This window comes from Rhizobium sp. 01T444 (genome assembly GCF_056398305.1).
Map to the genome: position 1 here is coordinate 20,823 of NZ_JBFTPD010000001.1, position 21,211 is coordinate 42,033.

11 protein-coding genes are annotated in these 21,211 nt (G+C 60.5%); 7 read left to right on the forward strand and 4 right to left on the reverse strand.

The features are described from left to right. Positions 1–212 precede the first annotated feature (212 nt). From AC1DTN_RS00105 to AC1DTN_RS00120, 4 genes are all read left to right on the forward strand, one after another. Positions 213–8,300 (forward strand): peroxidase family protein, encoded by an 8,088-nt coding sequence (locus AC1DTN_RS00105; protein ID WP_477919462.1) that lies wholly within the window; start codon positions 213–215, stop codon positions 8,298–8,300. 72 nt (positions 8,301–8,372) lie between these two features. After that, a complete protein-coding gene (locus tag AC1DTN_RS00110; RefSeq protein WP_477919464.1) occupies positions 8,373–10,136 on the forward strand; it encodes a type I secretion system permease/ATPase in 1,764 nt (587 codons plus the stop codon). Then, a complete protein-coding gene (locus AC1DTN_RS00115) occupies positions 10,133–12,592 on the forward strand; it encodes a cadherin-like domain-containing protein (RefSeq protein WP_477919466.1) in 2,460 nt (819 codons plus the stop codon). Before AC1DTN_RS00110 ends, AC1DTN_RS00115 begins: the two co-directional genes overlap by 4 nt. Before the next feature lie 14 nt (positions 12,593–12,606). Beyond that, entirely contained in the window at positions 12,607–13,929 is a 1,323-nt protein-coding gene (locus AC1DTN_RS00120; RefSeq protein ID WP_477919468.1) for an HlyD family type I secretion periplasmic adaptor subunit, read from the forward strand. 289 nt (positions 13,930–14,218) lie between these two features. Here AC1DTN_RS00120 and AC1DTN_RS00125 read toward each other — a convergent pair whose 3' ends face one another. Further along, positions 14,219–14,425 (reverse strand): hypothetical protein, encoded by a 207-nt coding sequence (locus tag AC1DTN_RS00125; protein WP_162747932.1) that lies wholly within the window; start codon positions 14,423–14,425, stop codon positions 14,219–14,221. A gap of 91 nt (positions 14,426–14,516) precedes the next feature. After that, positions 14,517–15,446, reverse strand: a complete 930-nt coding sequence (locus AC1DTN_RS00130) for a hypothetical protein (protein WP_477919470.1) — start codon at positions 15,444–15,446, stop codon at positions 14,517–14,519. A gap of 705 nt (positions 15,447–16,151) precedes the next feature. Here AC1DTN_RS00130 and AC1DTN_RS00135 point away from each other — a divergent pair. Next, on the forward strand, positions 16,152–17,912 hold the full coding sequence (locus AC1DTN_RS00135) for an MOSC domain-containing protein (RefSeq protein ID WP_477919472.1): 1,761 nt from the start codon (positions 16,152–16,154) through the stop codon (positions 17,910–17,912). A gap of 296 nt (positions 17,913–18,208) precedes the next feature. On the opposite strand, the gene AC1DTN_RS00140 is transcribed toward AC1DTN_RS00135, so the two are convergent. Both AC1DTN_RS00140 and AC1DTN_RS00145 read right to left on the reverse strand, forming a co-directional pair. Then, positions 18,209–19,546, reverse strand: coding sequence for a GAF domain-containing protein (locus AC1DTN_RS00140; protein ID WP_477919473.1), 1,338 nt, complete (start codon positions 19,544–19,546; stop codon positions 18,209–18,211). Next, positions 19,543–20,019 (reverse strand): hypothetical protein, encoded by a 477-nt coding sequence (locus AC1DTN_RS00145; RefSeq protein WP_113320995.1) that lies wholly within the window; start codon positions 20,017–20,019, stop codon positions 19,543–19,545. Before AC1DTN_RS00145 ends, AC1DTN_RS00140 begins: the two co-directional genes overlap by 4 nt. 167 nt (positions 20,020–20,186) lie before the next feature. On the opposite strand from AC1DTN_RS00145, the gene AC1DTN_RS00150 reads away from it, so the two are divergent. Both AC1DTN_RS00150 and AC1DTN_RS00155 read left to right on the forward strand, forming a co-directional pair. Further along, entirely contained in the window at positions 20,187–20,894 is a 708-nt protein-coding gene (locus AC1DTN_RS00150; RefSeq protein WP_477919475.1) for a hemerythrin domain-containing protein, read from the forward strand. 63 nt (positions 20,895–20,957) lie between these two features. Continuing rightward, positions 20,958–21,197, forward strand: a complete 240-nt coding sequence (locus AC1DTN_RS00155; RefSeq protein WP_442206512.1) for a hypothetical protein — start codon at positions 20,958–20,960, stop codon at positions 21,195–21,197. Positions 21,198–21,211 lie beyond the last annotated feature (14 nt).

Below are 21,211 nucleotides of genomic sequence, written 5' to 3' on the forward strand. Positions count from 1 at the left end.
GCGGACCTTTGGAACTATCTCTTCGCCTTGCCACAAGACACTATCCGATCGTCGCAGACAATCCTGAAGATTTTCTATCGGCTTTCGCAACCTCATCTCCGAAACCCCAGTAGAAGATCGCAGCGGAGCAGCCGGTGTCTGCCATCGCAGACCGGAAAAGAAGCATTGCCGGAACGATACCGTTTCCTGAGCAATCCAAAGGGGGGAGTAAAATGGTCACCTATATTCGATCGGATCTCGATTTCATCTTGAAGCAGATCAAAATTGCGGAAGCCGATGCCGCTTTCCGGCAAGGCATATCGACTGGCGATCCGAACAATGTGGCAAAGCCGCTTTTCGGCGCTGGCGGCTCGATCCCGACCTATAATCTTGCTTGGGGGCTGCGCACCGTCGACGGCACGTACAACAACCCGCTGCATCCGGAATGGGGTGCGGCCGACAATGAGTTTCCAGAAAACCTCGGCACCCAGTTCAAGACGATCATGGTCCCGGGTGGACCGGGAGGTGCCCTGGTTCCCGTGACCTATCAGCCTGGTGTCGATAATGATGGACCCGGCACGGCGGCCCCAAGCGACGTCTTCGACCCGACAGTCCGCACGATCTCCAATCTGATCGTCGATCAGACGCTCGGCAATCCGTCGGCGATCCTTACGGCCCTGCAGCGCGCCGGCATTGTCCCAGCGGCGCAGCAGATGACGGTCACCGCCCAGATCACGGCGGCCTACGAGCCGCTGCGTCCATTGTTCAACGCCGTGGGCACGGCTGAGCGGCTGAACGCCGAGGCGCAGGCGGCCGCGTCCGCAAGCCCCAATAATCAGGCCTTGCAGGACGCCGCCGCCGCGACCGCGGCCAATCTGGCCGCCGCGCAAGCAGCGCTTGATGCGCAAGATGACGCTTTGGTCGCGCTGCTCGAAGCAAGCGGCGTCGAACTCGAAGGCGTCAATGTGGTGATCACCAATGCCGCGCCTGACGAGGGCCTGTCGGCGCCATTCAATTCCTGGTTCACCCTCTTCGGCCAATTCTTCGATCACGGTCTCGACCTCGTCGCCAAGGGCGGCAACGGCACGGTCTTCATTCCGCTGATGCCGGACGACCCGCTCTATGTCGAGGGAAGCGATACCAACTTTATGGTGCTCACACGCGCCACCCTTGCCGGCCCCGGCGCCGACGGTATTATGAATGACGACCCGGCAACGACCGTCAACGAAGCTGCTGATAATACAGATCGTCCGGTCAACACGACGACCTCATTTGTCGATCAGAACCAGACCTATACGTCCCATCCGTCTCATCAAGTCTTCCTCAGGGCCTATGTGTTTAACGCTGCCGGCGACCCGGTCTCGACCGGCAAGCTCATCGAGGGCGGCAATGGCGGCATGGCGACATGGGCGGATCTGAAGGCACAGGCCGCCTCTATGCTGGGCATCCAGCTTGTCGACGCCAATGTCGGCAACGTTCCGCTGCTCGCCACCGACCCCTATGGCGAATTCATCCGCGGACCGAATGGTTTCCCGCAGATGGTGACCGCTACAGGCCTTGTCGAAGGAAATCCTTTGGCCAATGGAGGATTAGGCGTTGCCGTTCCGGCGAATGCGATCCTGACCGGCCACGCCTTCCTCGCCGATATCGCTCATAATGCCGTGCCGGGTGGACTGGCCGACGGCGACATCGAGATCGGGCTTGAAAACCCGGGCAACGAGCCTGGAGTCTACGACAACGAATTGCTCGATGCGCATTACGTCGCCGGCGATGGCCGAGCCAACGAGAATATCGGCCTGACTGCCGTGCATCACGTGTTCCACTCGGAGCATAACCGGCTGGTGGAACACACCAAGGATGTGGTCTTCACGGATGCCGTTGCGATGCTGGACGACGGCGCTTCCCAGGCAGAGGCAGTGGCCTTCCTGAACGAATGGCTCATTGACGACGTTGCGGAGGTTCCTGCCTCGGCGGCTGGCCTCGTGTGGGACGGCGAGCGCCTCTTTCAGGCTGCCAAGTTCGGCACCGAAATGCAGTATCAGCACCTCGTATTCGAAGAATTCGCCCGCAAGATCCAGCCGAACATCAACGTTTTCCTGGTTCCCGATGGCTACGACGTCACCATCGACCCCTCCATCGTCGCCGAATTCGCGCATGTGGTCTATCGTTTCGGCCACTCGATGCTGACGGAATCGATCGATCGCTTCGACCCGAACTTCAACCCAGATCATATCGGCCTGATCGAAGGCTTCCTGAATCCCCTGCAGTTCGAGAACAATGGCGGAACAGCGACCGTCGATGCAAATATTTCGGCAGGCGCCATCGTTCGCGGCATGACGCGGCAGGCGGGCAACGAGATCGACGAGTTCGTTACCAGCGCGCTGCGCAACAATCTGCTCGGCCTGCCACTGGATTTGGCGACCATCAACCTCGCCCGCGGCCGCGATACCGGCGTACCAACATTGAATGAAGCCCGCACGCAATTCTACAATGCGACCAATCAGGACGTGCTCCTCAAGCCCTATGAAAGCTGGGTTGATTTCGCCGGGCATCTCAAGCACGAGGCCTCGATCATCAACTTCGTCGCGGCCTACGGTACGCATTCGCTGATTGCAGGCCAGACGACAATCGAGGGCAAGCGCGACGCAGCGCTCACCATCATCTCCGGCGTGTCAGTCGGCGGACTAGAGGTCCCAGCGGACCGGCTCGACTTCCTCAACGCAAGCGGAACCTATGCAGGCGGCACGCTCGGCGGCCTCAACGATGTCGATCTATGGATCGGCGGACTGGCCGAAGCGATCATGCCCTTTGGCGGCATGCTCGGTTCGACCTTCAATTTCGTCTTCGAGACGCAGATGGAGAAGCTACAGAACGGCGACCGCTTCTACTATCTGCAGCGCCTCGACGGCCTGCATCTCTTCGGCGAGATGGAGAATAATTCCTTCGCCGCAATGATCATGCGCAATACCGACGCGACCCATCTGCCGTCGGACGTCTTCTCGACCCCCGGCCTCATCCTGGAGGTCAACCAAGCCAGGCAGTTCAACGATCTTGACGGCGATGGCGTGCTTGAGAGCACCGATCCGGTTGGCGATGGTATTCTCACGCAACTCGTCATCCGCAACAACCCGGCTACCGTCGGTCCGGACACCAACTACCTGCGCTACACAGGTGGCGACCATGTGGTCATGGGCGGTACCGAAGCTAATGACACCATCATCGCGGGCATCGGCGACGACACGCTGTTCGGTGATGGCGGCAATGACCGGCTCGAAGGTGGCTTCGGCAACGACATCATAAATGGCGGCGACGGCGACGACATCATCGTCGACAGCGGCGGCGACGACAATATCAAGGCCGGCAAGGGCAATGACGTCGTCCATGCCGGGCCTGGTCTCGACCTGGTGATGGGCAATGACGGCCAGGACTTCATCTTCCTCGGCACGGACATGGGCTCGGAAGTCTTCGCCGGCACCGGTAACGACTTTATCTACGGCAATAAGAATGCCGAACGCATCCTCGGCAACGAGGGCAATGACTGGATCGAAACCGGCACATTCGACGGCGCACCCGGGGATAACTTCGACGAAATCTTCTCGCATGACGAGATCGATGGCCACGACGTGTTCCTGGGCGATGGCGGCTTTGACGAGTTCATCGGCGAGGGCGGCGACGATATCTTCGTCGGCAGCGCCGGTCGCGGCAAGATGGTGGGCATGTCCGGCTTTGACTGGGCAACCTACAAGGACAACCCGAACTTCGTGAACGCCGATCTGTCGATCCCGATCGTCTTCGACGAGGCACCGACGCTGCCCCAGAATGCAGCGCTCGACGAATACGAGTCGGTCGAAGGTCTGTCGGGTACGAAATTCGGCGATGTCCTGACCGGCACGAACACACTCGCAGCAGAGCGGCTCCCCGCAGCTCAGGGCGGCACCGAGGGCTATCAGGGCAGTGCGCTGACGGCCGAGGGCATCGCTCTCATCCAGGGCCTCCAGGAAATCCTTGGCGCGGGTGTCACGGAATTCAGCGCCGGCGACATCATTCTGGGTGGCGACGGCGGCGACATCATGAAAGGCCTTGCCGGTGACGACATCATCGACGGCGACAAATGGCTCGACGTCCAGATCGGTGTGTTTGCACCAGGCGACACGCAACATACCGGTCAGCCGATCGCGCTGCACAACAGCATGACGACGCTGGCCGCCGCGATGTTCAACGGCTCGATAAACCCTGGCCAGCTGGCGATCGTGCGGACCATCCGGACCGATACGACGGCTGGTGATGTCGATACGGCAGTGTTCCAGGGTGCGAGGGGCGATTATACGTTCGGCGCGACTGCCGATGGGCAGGTCACCGTCACCGACGTTACCGAGCTCAACCTCGATGGCTCCGACCGGCTGCGGAATGTAGAGCGTCTGCAATTTACCGATGGCACCGTCGGCATAATCGTCGGTACCGAAGGCAACGACGTTCTCAATGGCACAACCGGCGACGACCTGATGCTAGGCCTCGGCGGCAACGACGTCCTCAACGGCGGCGACGGCAACGACATCCTCGTCGGTGGGCCGAGCACGGCGGGCGCCTCAGGCACTTATGCCGATAATTTCGACAACACCGTACTGAATGGATCGAGTGGGACGGCGGCATGGGCCACGCCTTGGGTTGAAACAGGAGACAACGGCAATACGAATAGTGCAGCCGCAGGCCAGATCCGCATTGACGACGGTACCAACGAGTTGCGCCTGCGCGATGATGACAACGATCCGGGCAACGGCACGGCGACGATTACCCGATCCTTCAATCTGTCGGGCGCATCGAGCGCCACCATCAGCTACACCTACAATGAGAGCGGCTTCGACGCGGGAGAAACGGTCACGGTTCTGTTCGCCGCCGATGGCGTCAACTTCAATCAGACGATCCAGACCATAACCGGCGCATCCAACACAGGATCGATAAACAACTTGCCATTGAACGGACCGTTCGGTGCCAATTCGGCAATCAGGTTCGTAGTGGCCGGCACGAATAACAGCGGCGACTTTGTCGGGATCAATAACCTGTCGATCGCCTTCTCCAGCGCCACCGAGACATTGAACGGCGGCGCCGGTAACGACACCTATGTCATCAATCTCGGCGACGGGATCGACGTCATCAACGAGACAGCCGGCACCGACCGCATCACGGTCGGAGGCACCGTGCCGCCGGCGCTACCGGCCGCTCTTGCCGGGCTGAACATGTTTGAAGTGACCGCCGGCGGCGGTAACGACGACCTGGTCATCCAGTTCAACGGCCAGCAGGCAAGCGTCACCGATCACTTCGACACCGCCGGTGAAGCGGTGGAGTTCATCAACTTCAACGGCAGTACCTTCGAAGGCTATGTTCTGACCGGCGACTATGCGCTTAGCACGGATGACAACGGCGAGCGGACGGCGGCTGTCGGCATCAACACGGCACTCGCAGGCACGACGGCTAACGATACCCTGACCGGCAATACCGGCTTCGACCTGCTGTTCGGCCATGAGGGCAATGATACGCTCAATGGCGGGCTTGGTGAGGATCTGCTCGTCGGCGGCGCCGGGAACGACACGCTTGACGGCGGCGACGATATCGACACGCTGGTCGGCGGTGCCGGCAACGACACCTATATCGACGATACCGGCGAGGATCTGATCGTCGAGGTCGCGGCTGGCGGTACCGACACGGTCGAGACGACGGCAGCACTCTACACACTGGCCGCCTTCGCCAATGTCGAGAACCTGACCTATACGGGTGTCGACGCCGACCAGTTTGCCGGCACCGGCAACGACGGCAATAACGTCATCACCGGTGGCGATCTTGCCGATACGCTGACGGGGCTTGGCGGCAATGACACGCTGAACGGCGGCCTTGGTGCCGACGCCATGCTGGGCGGTGTCGGGGACGACATCTATTCTGTTGACGATGCCGGCGACGTGGTGACGGAACTGGCGGCAGGCGGCACGGACCGGGTCGACTCCAGTGTAGACTACACGCTCGGGGCTGAGGTGGAGAACCTCAATCTCATCGGCGCGGCGGTCACCGGACGCGGCAACACGCTCGCCAACACGATCAACGGTAATGGCGCCGCAAACCAGCTCTTCGGCGGCGGCAACAACGATACGCTCAATGGTGCTGCCGGAGCTGACCTGCTCGACGGCGGCGATGGCAACGACACGCTGAATGGCGGTGACGACAATGACACCATCATCGGCGGTGCCGGCAACGACACGATCGATGTAGGCGGCGGCGTCAACACTATCATCTACAATTCGACCGGCTTCGGAGCCGATGTCATCAACAGCTTCGATGCCACCGGCGGCACGCCGGCGAACCAGGATCGCATCGACCTCAGCGGGCTGGGGATAACGGCGGCGAACTTCGCCAATCGGGTGTTCGAATCCGCCAGCGGCGGCAACACGATCATTACCATCCGCGAGAACGGGCCGGCCTCGACCATCCAGGGCACGATCCAGATCAACGGGGTCAACAATGCCGGTATCGACATCTCCGACTTCACGCTCGCAACTGCCGGAAACGTGATCAACGGCGCGGCAGCCGGCCAGACGCATAATGGCACAGCTGGTGCGGACACGATCAATGCGCTTGGCGGTAACGACACCGTCAATGCGGGAGCCGGCAACGACATCGTCAACGGCGGCACAGGCAACGACACGCTCAACGGTGATGCCGGCGACGATACGTTCAACTGGAACGCCAACAACGCGACAGCGACTTCGCTGGCCAATTCCGACGGGCGCGACATCGTCAATGGCGGCACGGAAGGGCAGGCCGGGGACACTTTTGTGATCACAGGCAACAGCGCGGTCGCAGAAACCTACCGCATCTATACCCGCGCTGCATGGGACGCACTGGCAGGCAACAATGGCGCAAGCCTGAACGCCACTACAGAGATCGTCATCACGCGGGGCGCCAATACCGATTTTGCCACCTCTGTGATCGCCGAGCTGCGCGAGATCGAAGAGATCCGGATCAACGGTATCGATCCGTCCGGACCCGGCTCTGCCGGCGGCGATACGTTCCAGGTGATCGGCGACTTCTCGGCAACAAGCCTGCGACTGAACACGATCACAATTGATGGTGGCGCCGGTGACGACACGATCGACATCTCGGCACTCACCTCTGCGCACCGCATCGTGTTCCGCTCGAACGGTGGCAATGACACGATCGTCGGCACCTTGCGACCGCAGGACGTCATCGACCTGCCCGCGGGCACGACTGCCGATGATTACGAAATCACGACGGATGAAAACGGCGTGACCACGATGACAAGCAGCCAGCACAGCATTCGCTTCACAAGCGAAGGTGGCCTGCCGCAATTCAACGGCGAGGTCGATGCAGAAGAAGAGGTGCCGACGCCCGAAACGCCGACACCACCCGTTCCCGGAGCAGCAACGGGAACCACGGTCGTCGGCACTGTCGCCGCCGATGTGCTTGTCGGCACGGCAAGTGGGGAAATGATCGTCGCATTCGCCGGCAATGATGTGGCGACCGGCGGTGCCGGCGGCGACATCATGCGTGGCGACGACGGTGACGACCTCCTCAGTGGAGAGGCAGGCAACGACATGGTCTTCGGCGGCGCCGGAAACGACGACCTTATGGGCGGCAGTGGAAACGACATGCTCTATGGTGATGCGGGATCCGACCGCATCTTCAGCGACGAGGGCGCCGACATGGTCTTCGGCGGCGCCGGCAACGACACGGCCCATGGCGGCGACGGCGACGATACGTTTATTGCCGAGGCAAGCGACGGCGACGACATTTATTATGGCGATGCCGGCAGCGACACCCTGGACATGGCAGCGATAACCGCCAACCTGACGGTCGATCTCGGAAGCGGCTTCAAGGGCAGAGGAAATGCATCGAGCAGCCAATCCGGCAACGACACGCTCTGGAGCGTAGAGAACGTCGTCACGGGCTCAGGTAACGACACGATCACCGCCAATGCTTCCGCCAACATCATCGATGGCGGGGCCGGAAACGACAGGTTCGTATTCCTGTCCGAAAAGGATGCGGATGGCGATACAATCATCGGCTTCCAACCCGGAGACAAGATCGACCTCAGCAGCACGGACGCCAACAATGGTGTCTCCGGAAATCAGGCGTTCACGCTCGTCGCCGCATCCACGCTCAGCGGTGCTGCGCAACTGATCGTCACCCACGAGACGCGTGACGATGGCGATTACACCGTCGTCCAGGCGAGCGTCGACGGCGACAGCAGTGCCGAGCTCCGCCTCAGCGTAAAGGGGAACCACAACCTCACCACTTCCGACTTCAATCTGTAATGCGTCAAATGCGGCGCGCCGGTCCGACCGGCGCGCCGCATAGCCCAATACAAGCAGGAAGTGGTGAACGATATGCGCCCCAAAACTCCGTTGACCGGCAGCAAGCGCAAACAGATCGAGAAACTGACCCATGGACTAAGGGGAATATTGATATTCCTGGTCATTACGTCAGGGGTTATCAACGTTCTCGCGCTGACCGGTTCCTTCTACATGTTGCAGATCTATGACCGTGCGCTGACCAGCGGCAGTGTCCCGACGCTCCTTGGACTTTCGGCACTGGCAATCGGCCTCTATCTGTTCCAGGGATTCTTCGACATCATCCGGTCACAAATTCTCGTGCGCATGGGTGCCCGGCTCGACAGCCGGATCGCTCCCATGGCGCATCAGGTCGCGATCGACATGCCGCGCTTCGGCTTTTCGACAGCGGAGTCGCTTGAGCGCGGACGCGATGTCGATACGGTTCGCACCTTCCTCGGCGGTCAAGGCCCGGTTGCCCTGTTCGACCTGCCATGGGTGCCGCTCTATCTGATCTTTGTCTACATGCTCCATCCCTATCTCGGAGCGCTCACATTCGCCGGCGCCTTCATCCTCTCGATGCTGACGATCGTGACGGAACTCATGACCCGCCGCTTGGCAAGCGCCACGCATAAATCGGGAATAGAGCGCAACGCGATTGCCGATTCCAATGCTCGCAATGCCGATATCTTGAAGGCGATGGGCTTTGCGGGGCGCGCGGTCGATCGTTTCAACCGCGCCAATCAGGACCATCTCGAGCTACAGACGCGCACCAACGACATTAGCGGCACCTTCGGGGCGATATCCCGTGTGCTTCGCATGATCCTGCAGTCTGCCGTGCTTGGCCTCGGCGCATGGTTGACGATCCAAGGGGAGCTGTCGGCGGGCGCAATCATCGCCGCTTCGGTTGCCTCCGCACGCGCGCTTGCGCCCGTGGATCTCGCAATTGGCAACTGGAAGGGTTTTGTCGCCGCCCGCACGGCCTTCAACCGGCTGAAGGAGACGGTCATCGCGCTTTCGGGCACTGTTCCGCCGATGGCGCTGCCAGCACCCGCCCATTCGCTGAAGGTCGAGAAGATAACAGTTGCTGCGCCTGGCTCGGGAAGGGTTCTTCTCAGTGAAGTCAGCTTCGAGATCGCCGCAGGGCAGGCGCTCGGCATTATCGGTCCAAGCGGTGGCGGCAAGACGACGCTCGCGCGCGCCTTGACCGGCGTCTGGCCGACCCTTCGCGGCAGCGTCAGACTCGACGATGCTGAGCTCACGCAATGGTCGGATACGGATCTCGGCCAGCACGTCGGATACCTGCCGCAGGATGTAGCGCTCCTGGACGCGACGATCGAGGAAAACATCTCGCGCCTCGAGCCACAGGTCGATCCGCGCGCGATCGTCGAAGCCGCTCAAACGACGGGTATTCATGAAATGGTCGTGCGTATGCCCGATGGCTACCGCACAGCCCTCGGTCCCCAGGGCATCTCGCTTTCTGCCGGGCAGCGCCAGCGCATCGGTCTTGCAAGGGCGCTCTACCGCAATCCCTTCATCGTCATCATGGATGAGCCCAATTCGAACCTGGATGGCGAAGGCGAGGTAGCACTTACCCAGACGATCAAGGCAGTCCGCGCCCGCGGTGGCATCGCGATCGTCATCGCTCACCGGCCGAGCGCGCTCGCCGCCGTTGATATGGTTGCCGTTATCCAGAATGGAAAGATGATAGCGTTCGGACCGAAGGACGACATCCTCAAGCCATCGGTGGCGGACACTGGCAGCAAACCTGCGGCCGCAACACAGGTCGGCTCGCGTATTACAGCGAGGATGTCAGAATGATCGAGGTAAAGGCAACCAAAACCGCCAAGGAGGATCACGACCCGCACGATCGCTATGTTCTCAAGAATGAGGACAAAAACACCAAAGTGCCGATGTTGCTGACGCTCTTTCTCACGGGATTCGCGCTCTATCTGAAGAGCGCGCTGTCAGGGCAGCACGAAGGCCTGCCGGTCGAAGAGACGGCCCCGCGGCCATCCCCGGATGCCGACGAGGGCCTGCCGGCGACTGATCCCGTCACCACGGGCTCTTTAGCCAGAACAACGATCGAAGAAGAGGAGGCTGCACCGGCTCCAAAGAAGGCGGGAGTGCATCTGTCCAACCATAAGAACGCCGTGAGCTACCTCCAATCGGACTCTCCGCCGATAGAATTCGGCAGGCTGAACCTGCCAAGCCTTACTCTCCTGAAAACGTCAGGCGGGATCTCCGTTTCCTTCCACGCATCCAACGACAATGCCTGGACGGTCACCAAACCAGCATCAATCGTTCCCTTGCGCATGTCCAAGGACCAGGCCTGGACAGGTGCTGACAGAGCAACCTCAGCCACCCCGCAAGCGAAAGAGGATAAGCCGGTTCAGCAGGAGAAGGCACACAACCGCGCGCCGCGTGTTAGCAACCCGGTGACGCTAGCTGATGTTTCCGGTTGCGCGATTGCCTTGATCGGCTTGGCCGATTTTTTGCGCGGCACATCGGACCCCGATGGAGACGCGCTCTCGGTCAAGGACGTCAAAGTCTCATCCGGCAAGCTGGTGCAGGCAGACGGTGGATGGTCTTATGAGGCCGAAGGGCTCGGCCCCGTGACCATCCACTACCAGATTACCGACGGCATGGCCTCGGTGCAGCAGACCGCCCATTTCTCCGTCGTCAAGGCTGCACCAATAACCGGCACTGAAGGAGACGACCTGCTCGTCGGTACCAGTTGCGTTGATGATATCGACGGACTGGCCGGCGATGACAATATCGACGCCAGAGACGGAAGCGATACCGTGGATGCCGGCGATGGAAACGACAATATCGTTGGCGGCAGCGGAGACGATACGATCTTTGCGGGCAGAGGCAATGACGTCGTTCTCGCTGGTCTCGGCGACGACACCATCTTTGGAGGCGCCGGCAATGACCGGCTGTATGGCGAAGAGGGCCGCGACAGTATCTTCGGAGACGCCGGCGACGATCTGCTGAGCGGCGGTGCCGACGGCGACATCCTGCACGGAGGCTACGGCGATGACGCTTTGAAAGGCGATGACGGCAACGACGTTCTTGAGGGGGGAGGCGGCAACGACAACCTTGCCGGCGGTACCGGCAACGATGTACTGCGCGGCGGCAGTGGCCAGGACACGGTCAACGGGGAGGGTGGCAACGACACGGTTGCCGGTGATGGTGACCGGGTCAACGATACTTACGACGGCGGAACCGGGATCGACAGTCTCGATTATTCTGCGCTTGTGGAGGTGGCGGAGATCAATCTGGCAGATGGCAGCGCTTCCGGAGCTGAGATCGGCACCGACTCGATTTCGAACTTCGAAATCGTGCATGCTGGCGCAAACGACGACGCCGTCACCGGCAGTGCCGGGGCTGAAGAGATACATGGCAACGGTGGCGATGACCATCTGAGCGGCGGAGGCGCTTCGGATGTCGTCCACGGCGGTGATGGTAACGATGTCATCAAAGGCGACCTCGATTGCGTGGCAGACAACTATGATGGCGGAAACGGAATGGACACGCTCGACTATTCGGCCGCGCTCATGTCTGTCGTCGTTGACCTCGCTGCTGCGAACGCGTCCGGTCAGGAGATCGGCACCGACGGGATAAGCAACTTCGAGATCATCAGGACCGGCGAAGGTGACGACCTTCTGCGGGACGGGGACGATGCCGATTGTATTCTCGCCGGCAAAGGCGATGACACGATTACCGCGGCTGCCGACGCCTCGGATGACGAATTCCGGGGTGAGGACGGTTTCGACACGATCGACTATTCGCAGGCCGCCCACGGGCTGCTTATCGACCTGACGACCGGCAAGGCCACCGGTTTCGATGTCGGCCATGATGGCATCGACGGATTCGAGAAAATTATCGGCGGTTCGGGCGATGACGTCGTCCGGGCCGGACCGGTGGCTGTTGTCGTCGAAGGCGGCGCGGGCAACGACACTTTCGAGTTCAGCGTTCATGCGAGCGAGAGTGCCGAGGTCGTCCATCAGATTCTGGACTTCATGGTCGGGGACCGTATCGACGTGTCCAGGTACAAGATCTTCGAGGAGGTCATGGACGGTCTGGAGGATCGCTTCGAGGATATTTACGGCGAGAAGGCCGACTCCCAGCCCCTGCCGATACGCGTACGTCATGAGGGAACGGATGACATGAGCCGTACCTTCATCGAAGTCGATATGGACAAGGATCAGCACTATGAAATGACGATCAATCTGACGGGGCACCATCTCCTCGTGATCGTCGAAAATACCTGAAGGGGAGACAAGACGTGTCTTTGAAGCAATCGCAAACCCAATCTGCTCCCTCACCTGAGGCAAACAACACGTTCCCTGTCACATCGCGAATTCTGGCCGGTATTGCGCTTGGCCTCCTGCTCTTTGCAGGGGCCGGCGGATGGGCGGCGACGACCCAGCTGCAAGGCGCGATCATCGCATCAGGCGTCATCAAGGTCGATCGGAACCTGAAGTCGATCCAGCATCGGGATGGCGGGATCGTCAGTGAAATCGCGGTCAAGGAAGGGGATGTCGTGAGCAAGGGGCAGGTCATGCTGCGCCTCGACGATGCCCAGACACGCGCCGAATTGTCCATCGTCAAGACGCAGCTCATCGAGCTGGCGGCACGCCAGGCGCGCCTGATCGCCGAGCGGGACAATCAGGATGAACTCATTTTTGAGCCGGCGTTCAGCGCCGAATTCCCGCTTATCTCATCCGGTGAGCGGCGATTGTTCGATGGAAATCGTCGCAACAGGCAAAACCAGAAACAGCAGCTTCAGTACGGAATATCCCAACTTGAGGAGGAACTGAAAGGCCTCGTCGCGCAGCATGCAGCAAAGGCCGACGAACTCGATCTCGTGAGGACCGAACATATCAAGATCAAAGGTCTGGCGGAAAAGAAGCTCGTCGACACTTCCCGCAAATACGTGATCGATCGCGAACTCGCGAAGCTGACGGGAGAGAGCGGGGAGATCCAGGCCAATATTGCACGATCGAGAGCACGGATGAGTGAGATTCAGATCCAGATCATTGCCATCGATGAAGCTGCGCGCACCGAGGCGCAACGAGAGCTAAGCGTCGTCGAACCGAAGCTATCCGAATTGCGGGAACGACGTGTCGCTGTCGAAGACCGGCTATCACGGACCGATATTCGGGCGCCACTGGCCGGGACAGTGAACGAGCTTTTCGTCCATACGATCGGCGGCGTCATTACGCCGGCTGAAAAACTGGTGACGTTGGTGCCGGTCGACGCTTCACTAAAGATAGAGGCGAGGCTTTCGCCTACCGATATCGACCAGGTTTTCATTGGCCAGGACGCCAGGATGCGCTTCTCCGCCTTCAACCAGCGTGCAACGCCGGAGCTTGACGGCAGCATCGCTTATGTCTCCGCAGCCACCAGCACAGATGCAGCAACAGGCCAGATATTTTACCTTGTCGACGTAGCCGTGACCGCAACCGAGCTCGCAAAACTTGGAAACAGGAGGCTTCTTCCCGGCATGCCTGTCGAAGTCTTCGTCTCGACTAAAGAGCGAACAGCTATGTCGTTCCTCGCGAAGCCGCTCAGTGATCAGTTCAACCGGGCGTTCCGCGAGGAATAGTTCTTTATTCGATCGCCGAGCCGCCTGGAGCGACGGGACGCATCTCGCCTTCGTTCGCCCCGGCGTCCTGAATTTCCAACTTCATGTCACAGCAGGAAATGGGCAGGTGGCGACCGGATGATCAGTGCCCCGGGACCTTGGTCGGTGAAGCCGCCAGACTGAGGTCCTGTACGGGGAGCAGCTTTAAGAACCGAGCTGTTTAGCGGTTGGTGGCGCCGAGAGACGACGACCGGGCTTGGCAAGAGAATGATCTACCAGGATCCAAAAACTGCGAGCTTTGCCGTACCGATCATCGCGATCCCGCGGGCGATGGCGCGTGCTGCTCTTGATCTTGCAAACCGACGCCGGGTTCCGCCAGCAAGGACGGATCTTCGTTGAGGTCCAGCAGCCTGCGATCGCCCGCATTGCCGAGGAAGTGCCAGCCGGGACGCGCCTGCAGGCAATTATCGAGGTCGATGACGAAATGGTGGAGCAGCCACTCTTTTCGGCGGGTCACTCGACGTGCGTTGGCGGCATCGCGCCGCTAGTAGTTTGCGAGCACAAGGTGGATGTAAGCCCACTAAGTCTTGCGCTGCCGCGCCAAGAGCTCAATCCTGTTGTTGCTCATCAGTTGGCTCGGATAGATGACAGTAGGCCCATTCGAACGCTTCGTCGATTGCGGCAAACTTCACAGCCTGCCAATGTCGATAGTCGCGGATCAGCTCTGCTCCAAGCCAGAAATCACCGCTGTTGGAGAGGTCCCATCCACAAGTCTCAAGCAAGTGAGCGCGATCGAAAAGGCGCCGCGCATGGGTCCGGGAGATGGCGTAGCGCTTGAAGAACTCTGCGATGCGCAAAGGACCAATAGACATGCGCGGCTCCAGTTCCTTTGCCGGGGGTAAGCGAGACATCAGGTCATGCAGGATGTTGCTGCCGGAAGCGGTTCGGACGAAAGCGTCCACCGTCTGCGGAGGGCTGGTCCAGTTTGGATCGTGAAAGAGGCTCTGGGACATTCTTGGCTGCGCGTACCAAAGCAAGCGCCGATCGGCTGATGATCGCGCGAATCGCGTGCCCCGATCGAGCATGTCGAGTGATTTCAAATGTTCGTTGAACCATTCGCGGATCAAGGTTTCGGCAGTTTCAGAAATTCTGAGCTGGCGAACGCGCCTGTCCCCGCTCTCATGAGTATCAACCAAGAGACCGTAATTGCGCATCTCTGCGAGATGTGCGAACGCCGTGTTCTTGGAGGCAACTTTACTCTCAGCGATGAGGGCATTCAGTTTGGCGGCCGTAAGGCCCGGATGAGACGGCGACGTGACACGCTGAAAATGAAAAGCTAGAATTGACTGTGTCAGCAACCATCGTTTCATATCTGCGGTGTAGCGGACGATACGAGGTGCGGCATCGTGCATGGCAATAAGCTTCAGCGCGGCATCCTTTAGGGCGTGCGCGTAAAAGCGATTTTCCAAAATAGCTTCGACTGTCAAAACCGTCGGCGCATTCGTGGCGGAGCGCATTGCAGTCGATATGAAACTCAACGGATATCTCCAAGCGAGGATGAATTGGGCAAGCTACGGCCTGAGCGACTGTTTGCGCCCATGGCGTAGTTTATGCCACTGACGCGTTCGCAGGGTTTCGTGTTCACGTGCACTTTCCTTGGACTGGGCCAGATCGATTTCGCCAACTTTCAGCCGCCAGCACTCGGCCATCTCCTGCTGCACTATGTCCCTTAAAAAAGAATTGTAAAATATCGCTAATCTGTTGATTTCCACTAGGAACTGACCCGGTATTTCCATCGGAGATCTGGCTCTTACTCATATTTGCTGTTGTTGGGTGTGACGCTTTTGCTGATCCAATGGCGGATCAGATGAGTTGGCATCGATTCGAGTGAAACGAGGCCTTGGAGGCTTGGAGCACCACCACGCTTTGGTGGATTGTAACTCCGCTCCTCGGGGGCGACTATTCGGGCGCGCGTGAAACATGCGGCGAAATCATGTACGGTTTGTAGCGCGGAGTTCATGTTGGGAGCCAAGACATGGAGCGCAAATTCTCTGCAATCCTGGCCGCCGTTGTGGTCAGATACTCAGCACTTATGGACAAAGAGGAAGCGGGAATCTTTGAGCGCGATGCACTGAGCTTTTTTTGAACCCGAGATTGCTGGTCATCATGGGCGGATTTTCAAGCTCATGGGCGACGGTTCTTCTGGCAGACAAATCTCGTCATGAACTTCGAAAGGGAAGGTTATGGTTCATTTGCTTTCGGTCAACGTCGGCCTGCCACGCGATGTCGAGTGGCAGGGGAGGCTGGTGAACACGGCGATTTGGAAGACGCCGGTCAAAGGACCTTGCATGGTGCGCAGCCTCAATATCGACGGCGACGGCCAGGCGGATCGCGCTGGCCACGGTGGCGAGAACCGCGCAGTTTATGTCTATCAGATGGATTCCTACCGGTATTGGGAGGAACATCTGGGCCGACGTGATTTCGTCTACGGTCAGTTCGGCGAGAACTTCACGGTCGACGGTCTTGCGGACGCTGAAGTCTGCATCGGCGACCGCTACCGCATCGGCGACGCTGTCTTCGAGGTGAGCCAGCCTCGCGTCACGTGCTATCGGCTCGGTATTCGGATGGAGCTGCCGGAAATGGCTGCCCTGCTGGTTTCGCACGGGAGACCGGGATTCTACCTCCGTGTCCTGAAGGAAGGAAAAGTTCAGGAGGGTGACGAAGTCGAACACGTGGCATCGGCAGAGGACAGTATGACGGTCGCCGCCATCAACGATCTTCTCTACAAGCCTGGTCATCCGCGCGATCGATTGGAACGTGCATTGCGGATCAGCGCATTAAGTCCCGGTTGGCGTCGCTCGTTTCAGTCCTTGCTGGAGCAATCTCCAAAAAACGGGGCTTCGCCTGGAAACGCTGGCCTTACGGGGGTGAACGATCCCGGGCCGGCGTGGGAGGGATTTCGCTCGTTCAAAGTGTCGCGCATGTCGCTCGAGAGTGAAAGCGTCAAGTCTCTTGAGCTCGAGCCGACGGATGGAAAGCGGCTGCCCGACTTCCTTCCAGGACAGTTCATCGTGCTCGGTTTCCAGCCCAGAGGGGCTCCTCTCTTGCTGCGGAGCTATTCCCTGTCGGGCCAGTCAAATCACGCCTATTACAGAGTGAGCATCAAGCGGGAAGCTCACGGCGCAGCCAGCGCCTATGTCAATGACGAGCTAGGCCTCGGCGAGGTGGTGCAGGTAAGCGCTCCGCGCGGCAGCTTTACGCTGGCCGAGGGCGAAACGCCGATCGTCCTCCTCAGCGCGGGTATTGGCGCGACGCCCGTCCTTGCCATGCTCCACGCCCTGGCAGTCGATCGCTCGGGCAGAAAAATCTTGTGGCTCCATGGCGCACGGAATGGACGAGAACATCCGTTTGCGGTCGAAGTGAGAGGGCTACTACAAATCCTTCCGGATGCCCAAAGCCTTGTCTGCTACAGCGCACCCGATCCGGCCGATAAGCCAGGTATTAACTACGACAGACGATCTCGTCTCGATCTGGCGGTCATCCAGTCGCTGCGCCTGCCGCTGGGCGGCGACTTCTATCTCTGCGGACCGGCAAGCTTCATGGACGATCTTGCAGCAGGGATTGAGAAGCTCGGAGTGGAGCGAGGCAGAATTCATACCGAAATGTTCGGATCGGCCTCGTCCATCACTCCAGGGATCGCGGCCTCGCCGAGCCGGCAACCGCATCAGCCGGACGGACCTCCCGGTGAAGGCGCCTTGATCTCGTTTGCCCGCAGTGGTCTTAGCGTCGCCTGGAACCCCAAATTCAACAATCTGCTGGAGTTCGCGGAGGCATGTGACGTGCCCGTGCGCTGGTCGTGCAGGACAGGCGTCTGCCACACCTGCGAGACCGGATTGATTTCCGGTGCAGTGTGCTACCGTCCCGATCCGATCGATGCCCCGGCGGACGGTAATTTGCTCCTGTGCTGCTCGCAGCCGAAAGGCGAGCTCGTCATCGATATGTGACAGAGCCGGGATGCGATAAGATATTGTGACCGAGCAGTTTTCGCCGATTGCGGGCGATCACTCAGGAAAGCGCCGGATACTTTCCAAGCGTCGAGGCCGCTGTCCGGTGGTGCTTGTCTTCAGTCGCGGCAGCTTCTGCCTACGGATCGTCGCCAAGCGGAAGGACGAGGTCAGCCTCACCTGCGAGATGGAGGTGGCTATAAAAGGATGGTGACGGTCAGCACCGACGCCGGCTGGTTCGCTGCACCCGAAACAGCGCCAATGTGGCTGCCTTGGCGAAAGAAAGTGCGGAAGGCTTACTCCTCGATCACCTCGATCTCCGGCCGGCCAGCGAGCGTCAATCGCAGGCGGCCGCGGTCGGCACGTTCCAGTTTGATCGGCCCGGCCTTTTCCTCCAGCCGCCGGCGCAGCAGGATCAGCCGGGTCTCCAGGTTGTCCTTGAAATCCGGCAGCTGCAAGCGCCGGTCGCGGCGGATCTCGCGGTTCAGGAACTCCTGTTTGCCGCTACGGGTGTAGTCTTCGAGAAAGTGCAGCAGCAGCCGCCCCGGCACGCCGCGGATTAGGTAGTCGTCGTCGACGAACAGCGAGCCATCGCGCTGGTAGAAGCGCACCGCAATCCGCCGACCGGCCGGCACCTGCTCCACCTGTGGGCCGGCCCCGTCGCGCCGGCCCGTCTCGGCCCGCTCGCGCTCATCGGACAAGAAGGAGAGGGCGGTGGCGAGGTGCGCCGCCACTACTGTCAGCGCCTCCTCGTCGCGGTGCCGGAAGGTGAAGCGTTCCGTCGACTCCAGGAAAAGCACGCCGACGAGCCTCGAGTGCGCCACCAGCGGCAGAGCGATCTGGCTCAGCGGCTTTTCGAGAGCCGGCAGCGGGATGGAGGCGGTCTCCTCGATACCGGCCATAACCCGCACCGCCTGGACGTAACGCTGGCCGCGGCTGAGATCGGTGATCCGGACGGCGCTCCTGCGCTCGGCGGCGACCCCGATGATGCCGCTCCCGGCCGCAACCTCGGCGCCGAAGCCGAACTGCTCGTAGCCACGACTGGCAATCGTCGTCAGGTCCCCGCGTTCACCGTCCGGCACCAGGACTATGGAATGGCCATAGCCGAAGTGCTCGGCCAGCCCCTCAAGCGTCATGTCGAGCAGCGTTTCGGGGTCGACGCAGCCCGACATCCACGCCGCAAGCCTCGCCACCTTGCCCATCAGGTCGGGCAGCACCAGCGGCTCGGGCGCGACGAGCGGATTGGCGGCCGGGACCGGCTGGCAGTCCTCCACCCGGTAAATGTCGAGGGCGCGCAGCTTCATGATCCCGCTCATCCGGCTTTCGAGGATCGCGAGATGGACTGCCACGCGTTCGAAGGCCTCGCCCTCCGTCTCCGAGCGCTCGAAAACAAGGTCGAGCACGTGTTGCTGGCCGCTATAGCCGTCGACCACCATGACGGTCGCGAACCCGTTGCGCGCCACGTTGGCGGCAGTCTTGGAAAAGAACTGGTTGGAAAGCGCCACATGTGTCTCGTCGACATAGTGCACGTGCGAGAGATAGGAGACGTTGGGCATGCCATTGGCATCGGTGGTGGCGATAACGGAGGGGATGACGCCTTCGAAACTGTCGCGCAGCCGCTCGAGAGGGATCATGCCATGGTTTCCGGCGTCAGCCTGCGTCCGGCGCCCGGCCCCGGCGTCTGCTCGAAGACTTCCTGCGGCTCAATCGTGAGGCAGACAAGATCCTGGTCGGACAGCGTGCTGGAAAGCTGCATGCGGGTGACCCCGAGCGCTAGCATGCGCGCCAGCTGCTCGGCGACATAGGCCTCGCCCAGCGTCTGGCAGGCGGCGTCTGCGGGTCCGACATCCAGGATCTGGCCCTTGATTTGACAGGCCTTGTAATCGGCCGCCCGAACAAAGGTCGTGGCAATCGGGCGCCCGACCAACGCCTCGCCCACGGCCCTCGGCCACTGGCAGCGCGAGGCAAGAAATTGCAGATATCCGCTCGACCGGTCTAAGCGCACGCCTGACCCGCGGCCGATCATTGGTCGGCCGCTCCCGTCGCGCGTCGCAAACAGCATCATGACGGGGCTTTCGATGAATTCCGCAAGTTTCGAGCCCAGCAATGCTTTTCTCCCTACTGTGAAGTCACATTAAGTAGATAGTATATTCTTAGCAATCGCGACTATCGCTTAGGATGGTTTTAGGAAGCTCTTCGCAGGCACTTCGACTATCCCCTCCCCATCGCCGGCGCACAGAGACGCGGCGTCGGCCAAAGAGAGGAAAACCAGTCATGAGCCGCGAATTTTCGCTTACCAGCATTCCCGATCTCAATAGCCGTTACGATATCTACGGCGCCGTCCACAAGGGCCTGCGCAAGGCCGGCTGTGACCTGCTTGGACGCCTCGGCACGGCCGATTTCCACAATGCCGAGGAGACCGGCTTCCTGATCGAGGACCTGCGCCACTACCTGATGCTCGCCGCCTCCCACGTCGGTCATGAAGATGACCACATCCACGAAGCGCTCGCCGCCAAGGGCCTTTCCACCACCACGCTCGACGAACAGCACGACGACCACCGCACTGGCTTCCGTGAACTGGAAGAACTGATCGTCGCCTGGGAAAATGCCTGGCCGCTACACAAGCCGGCCTGTGGGCGTAAGCTTTACCTCGCCTTCGCCGCTTACATCGCTGAAGACTTCGCGCATATGCACGAGGAGGAAACGGTGACTGGCCCACTTCTGTGGCGCAACTTCACCGACGATGAAATGCTGGGTATCGAGATGCGGATCATCGCTTCCCTGCCGCCGGAAAAGAGCATGGCCTTTATGCGCATCATGATCCCGGCGATCAATCCGGCCGAACGTGCTGCGCTGCTCGGAGCCATGAAGAAGGATGCGCCACCGGAAGTCTTCCAAGCTGTCATCGATTTCGCCGTCCGCCCCGCCCTTTCGGTCGGCGACTTCGCGCAGCTCGCCGGCGCATTGCAACTGGCAGCCTGAAAGGCGGGCAGCGGGCGGGAGAAGGCTCGCCCGCTGCCGGTCCAGAATTTCCGGAGAAGACCTATGTGCAAACCAAATGGCGAAGTCGCCATCCCGGCCGTATGTCCGCATCGCGGCGATTGCCGTCACTGTCCCATGCTGTACGCGGTCGCGGCCGAGGAGGTAGCCGAGCGGGTTGATGCGCTCGTCCGGCTAAAACCTCCGACGCCTCACCACCGCCTCGTCTGGAACAGGGAAGACCCGACCGTCGCCCGTGACGACACCATCGATATCGCAATGTCACTGGCGCGGCTTGGGAGGTGAGAGAAGCGCTGGCG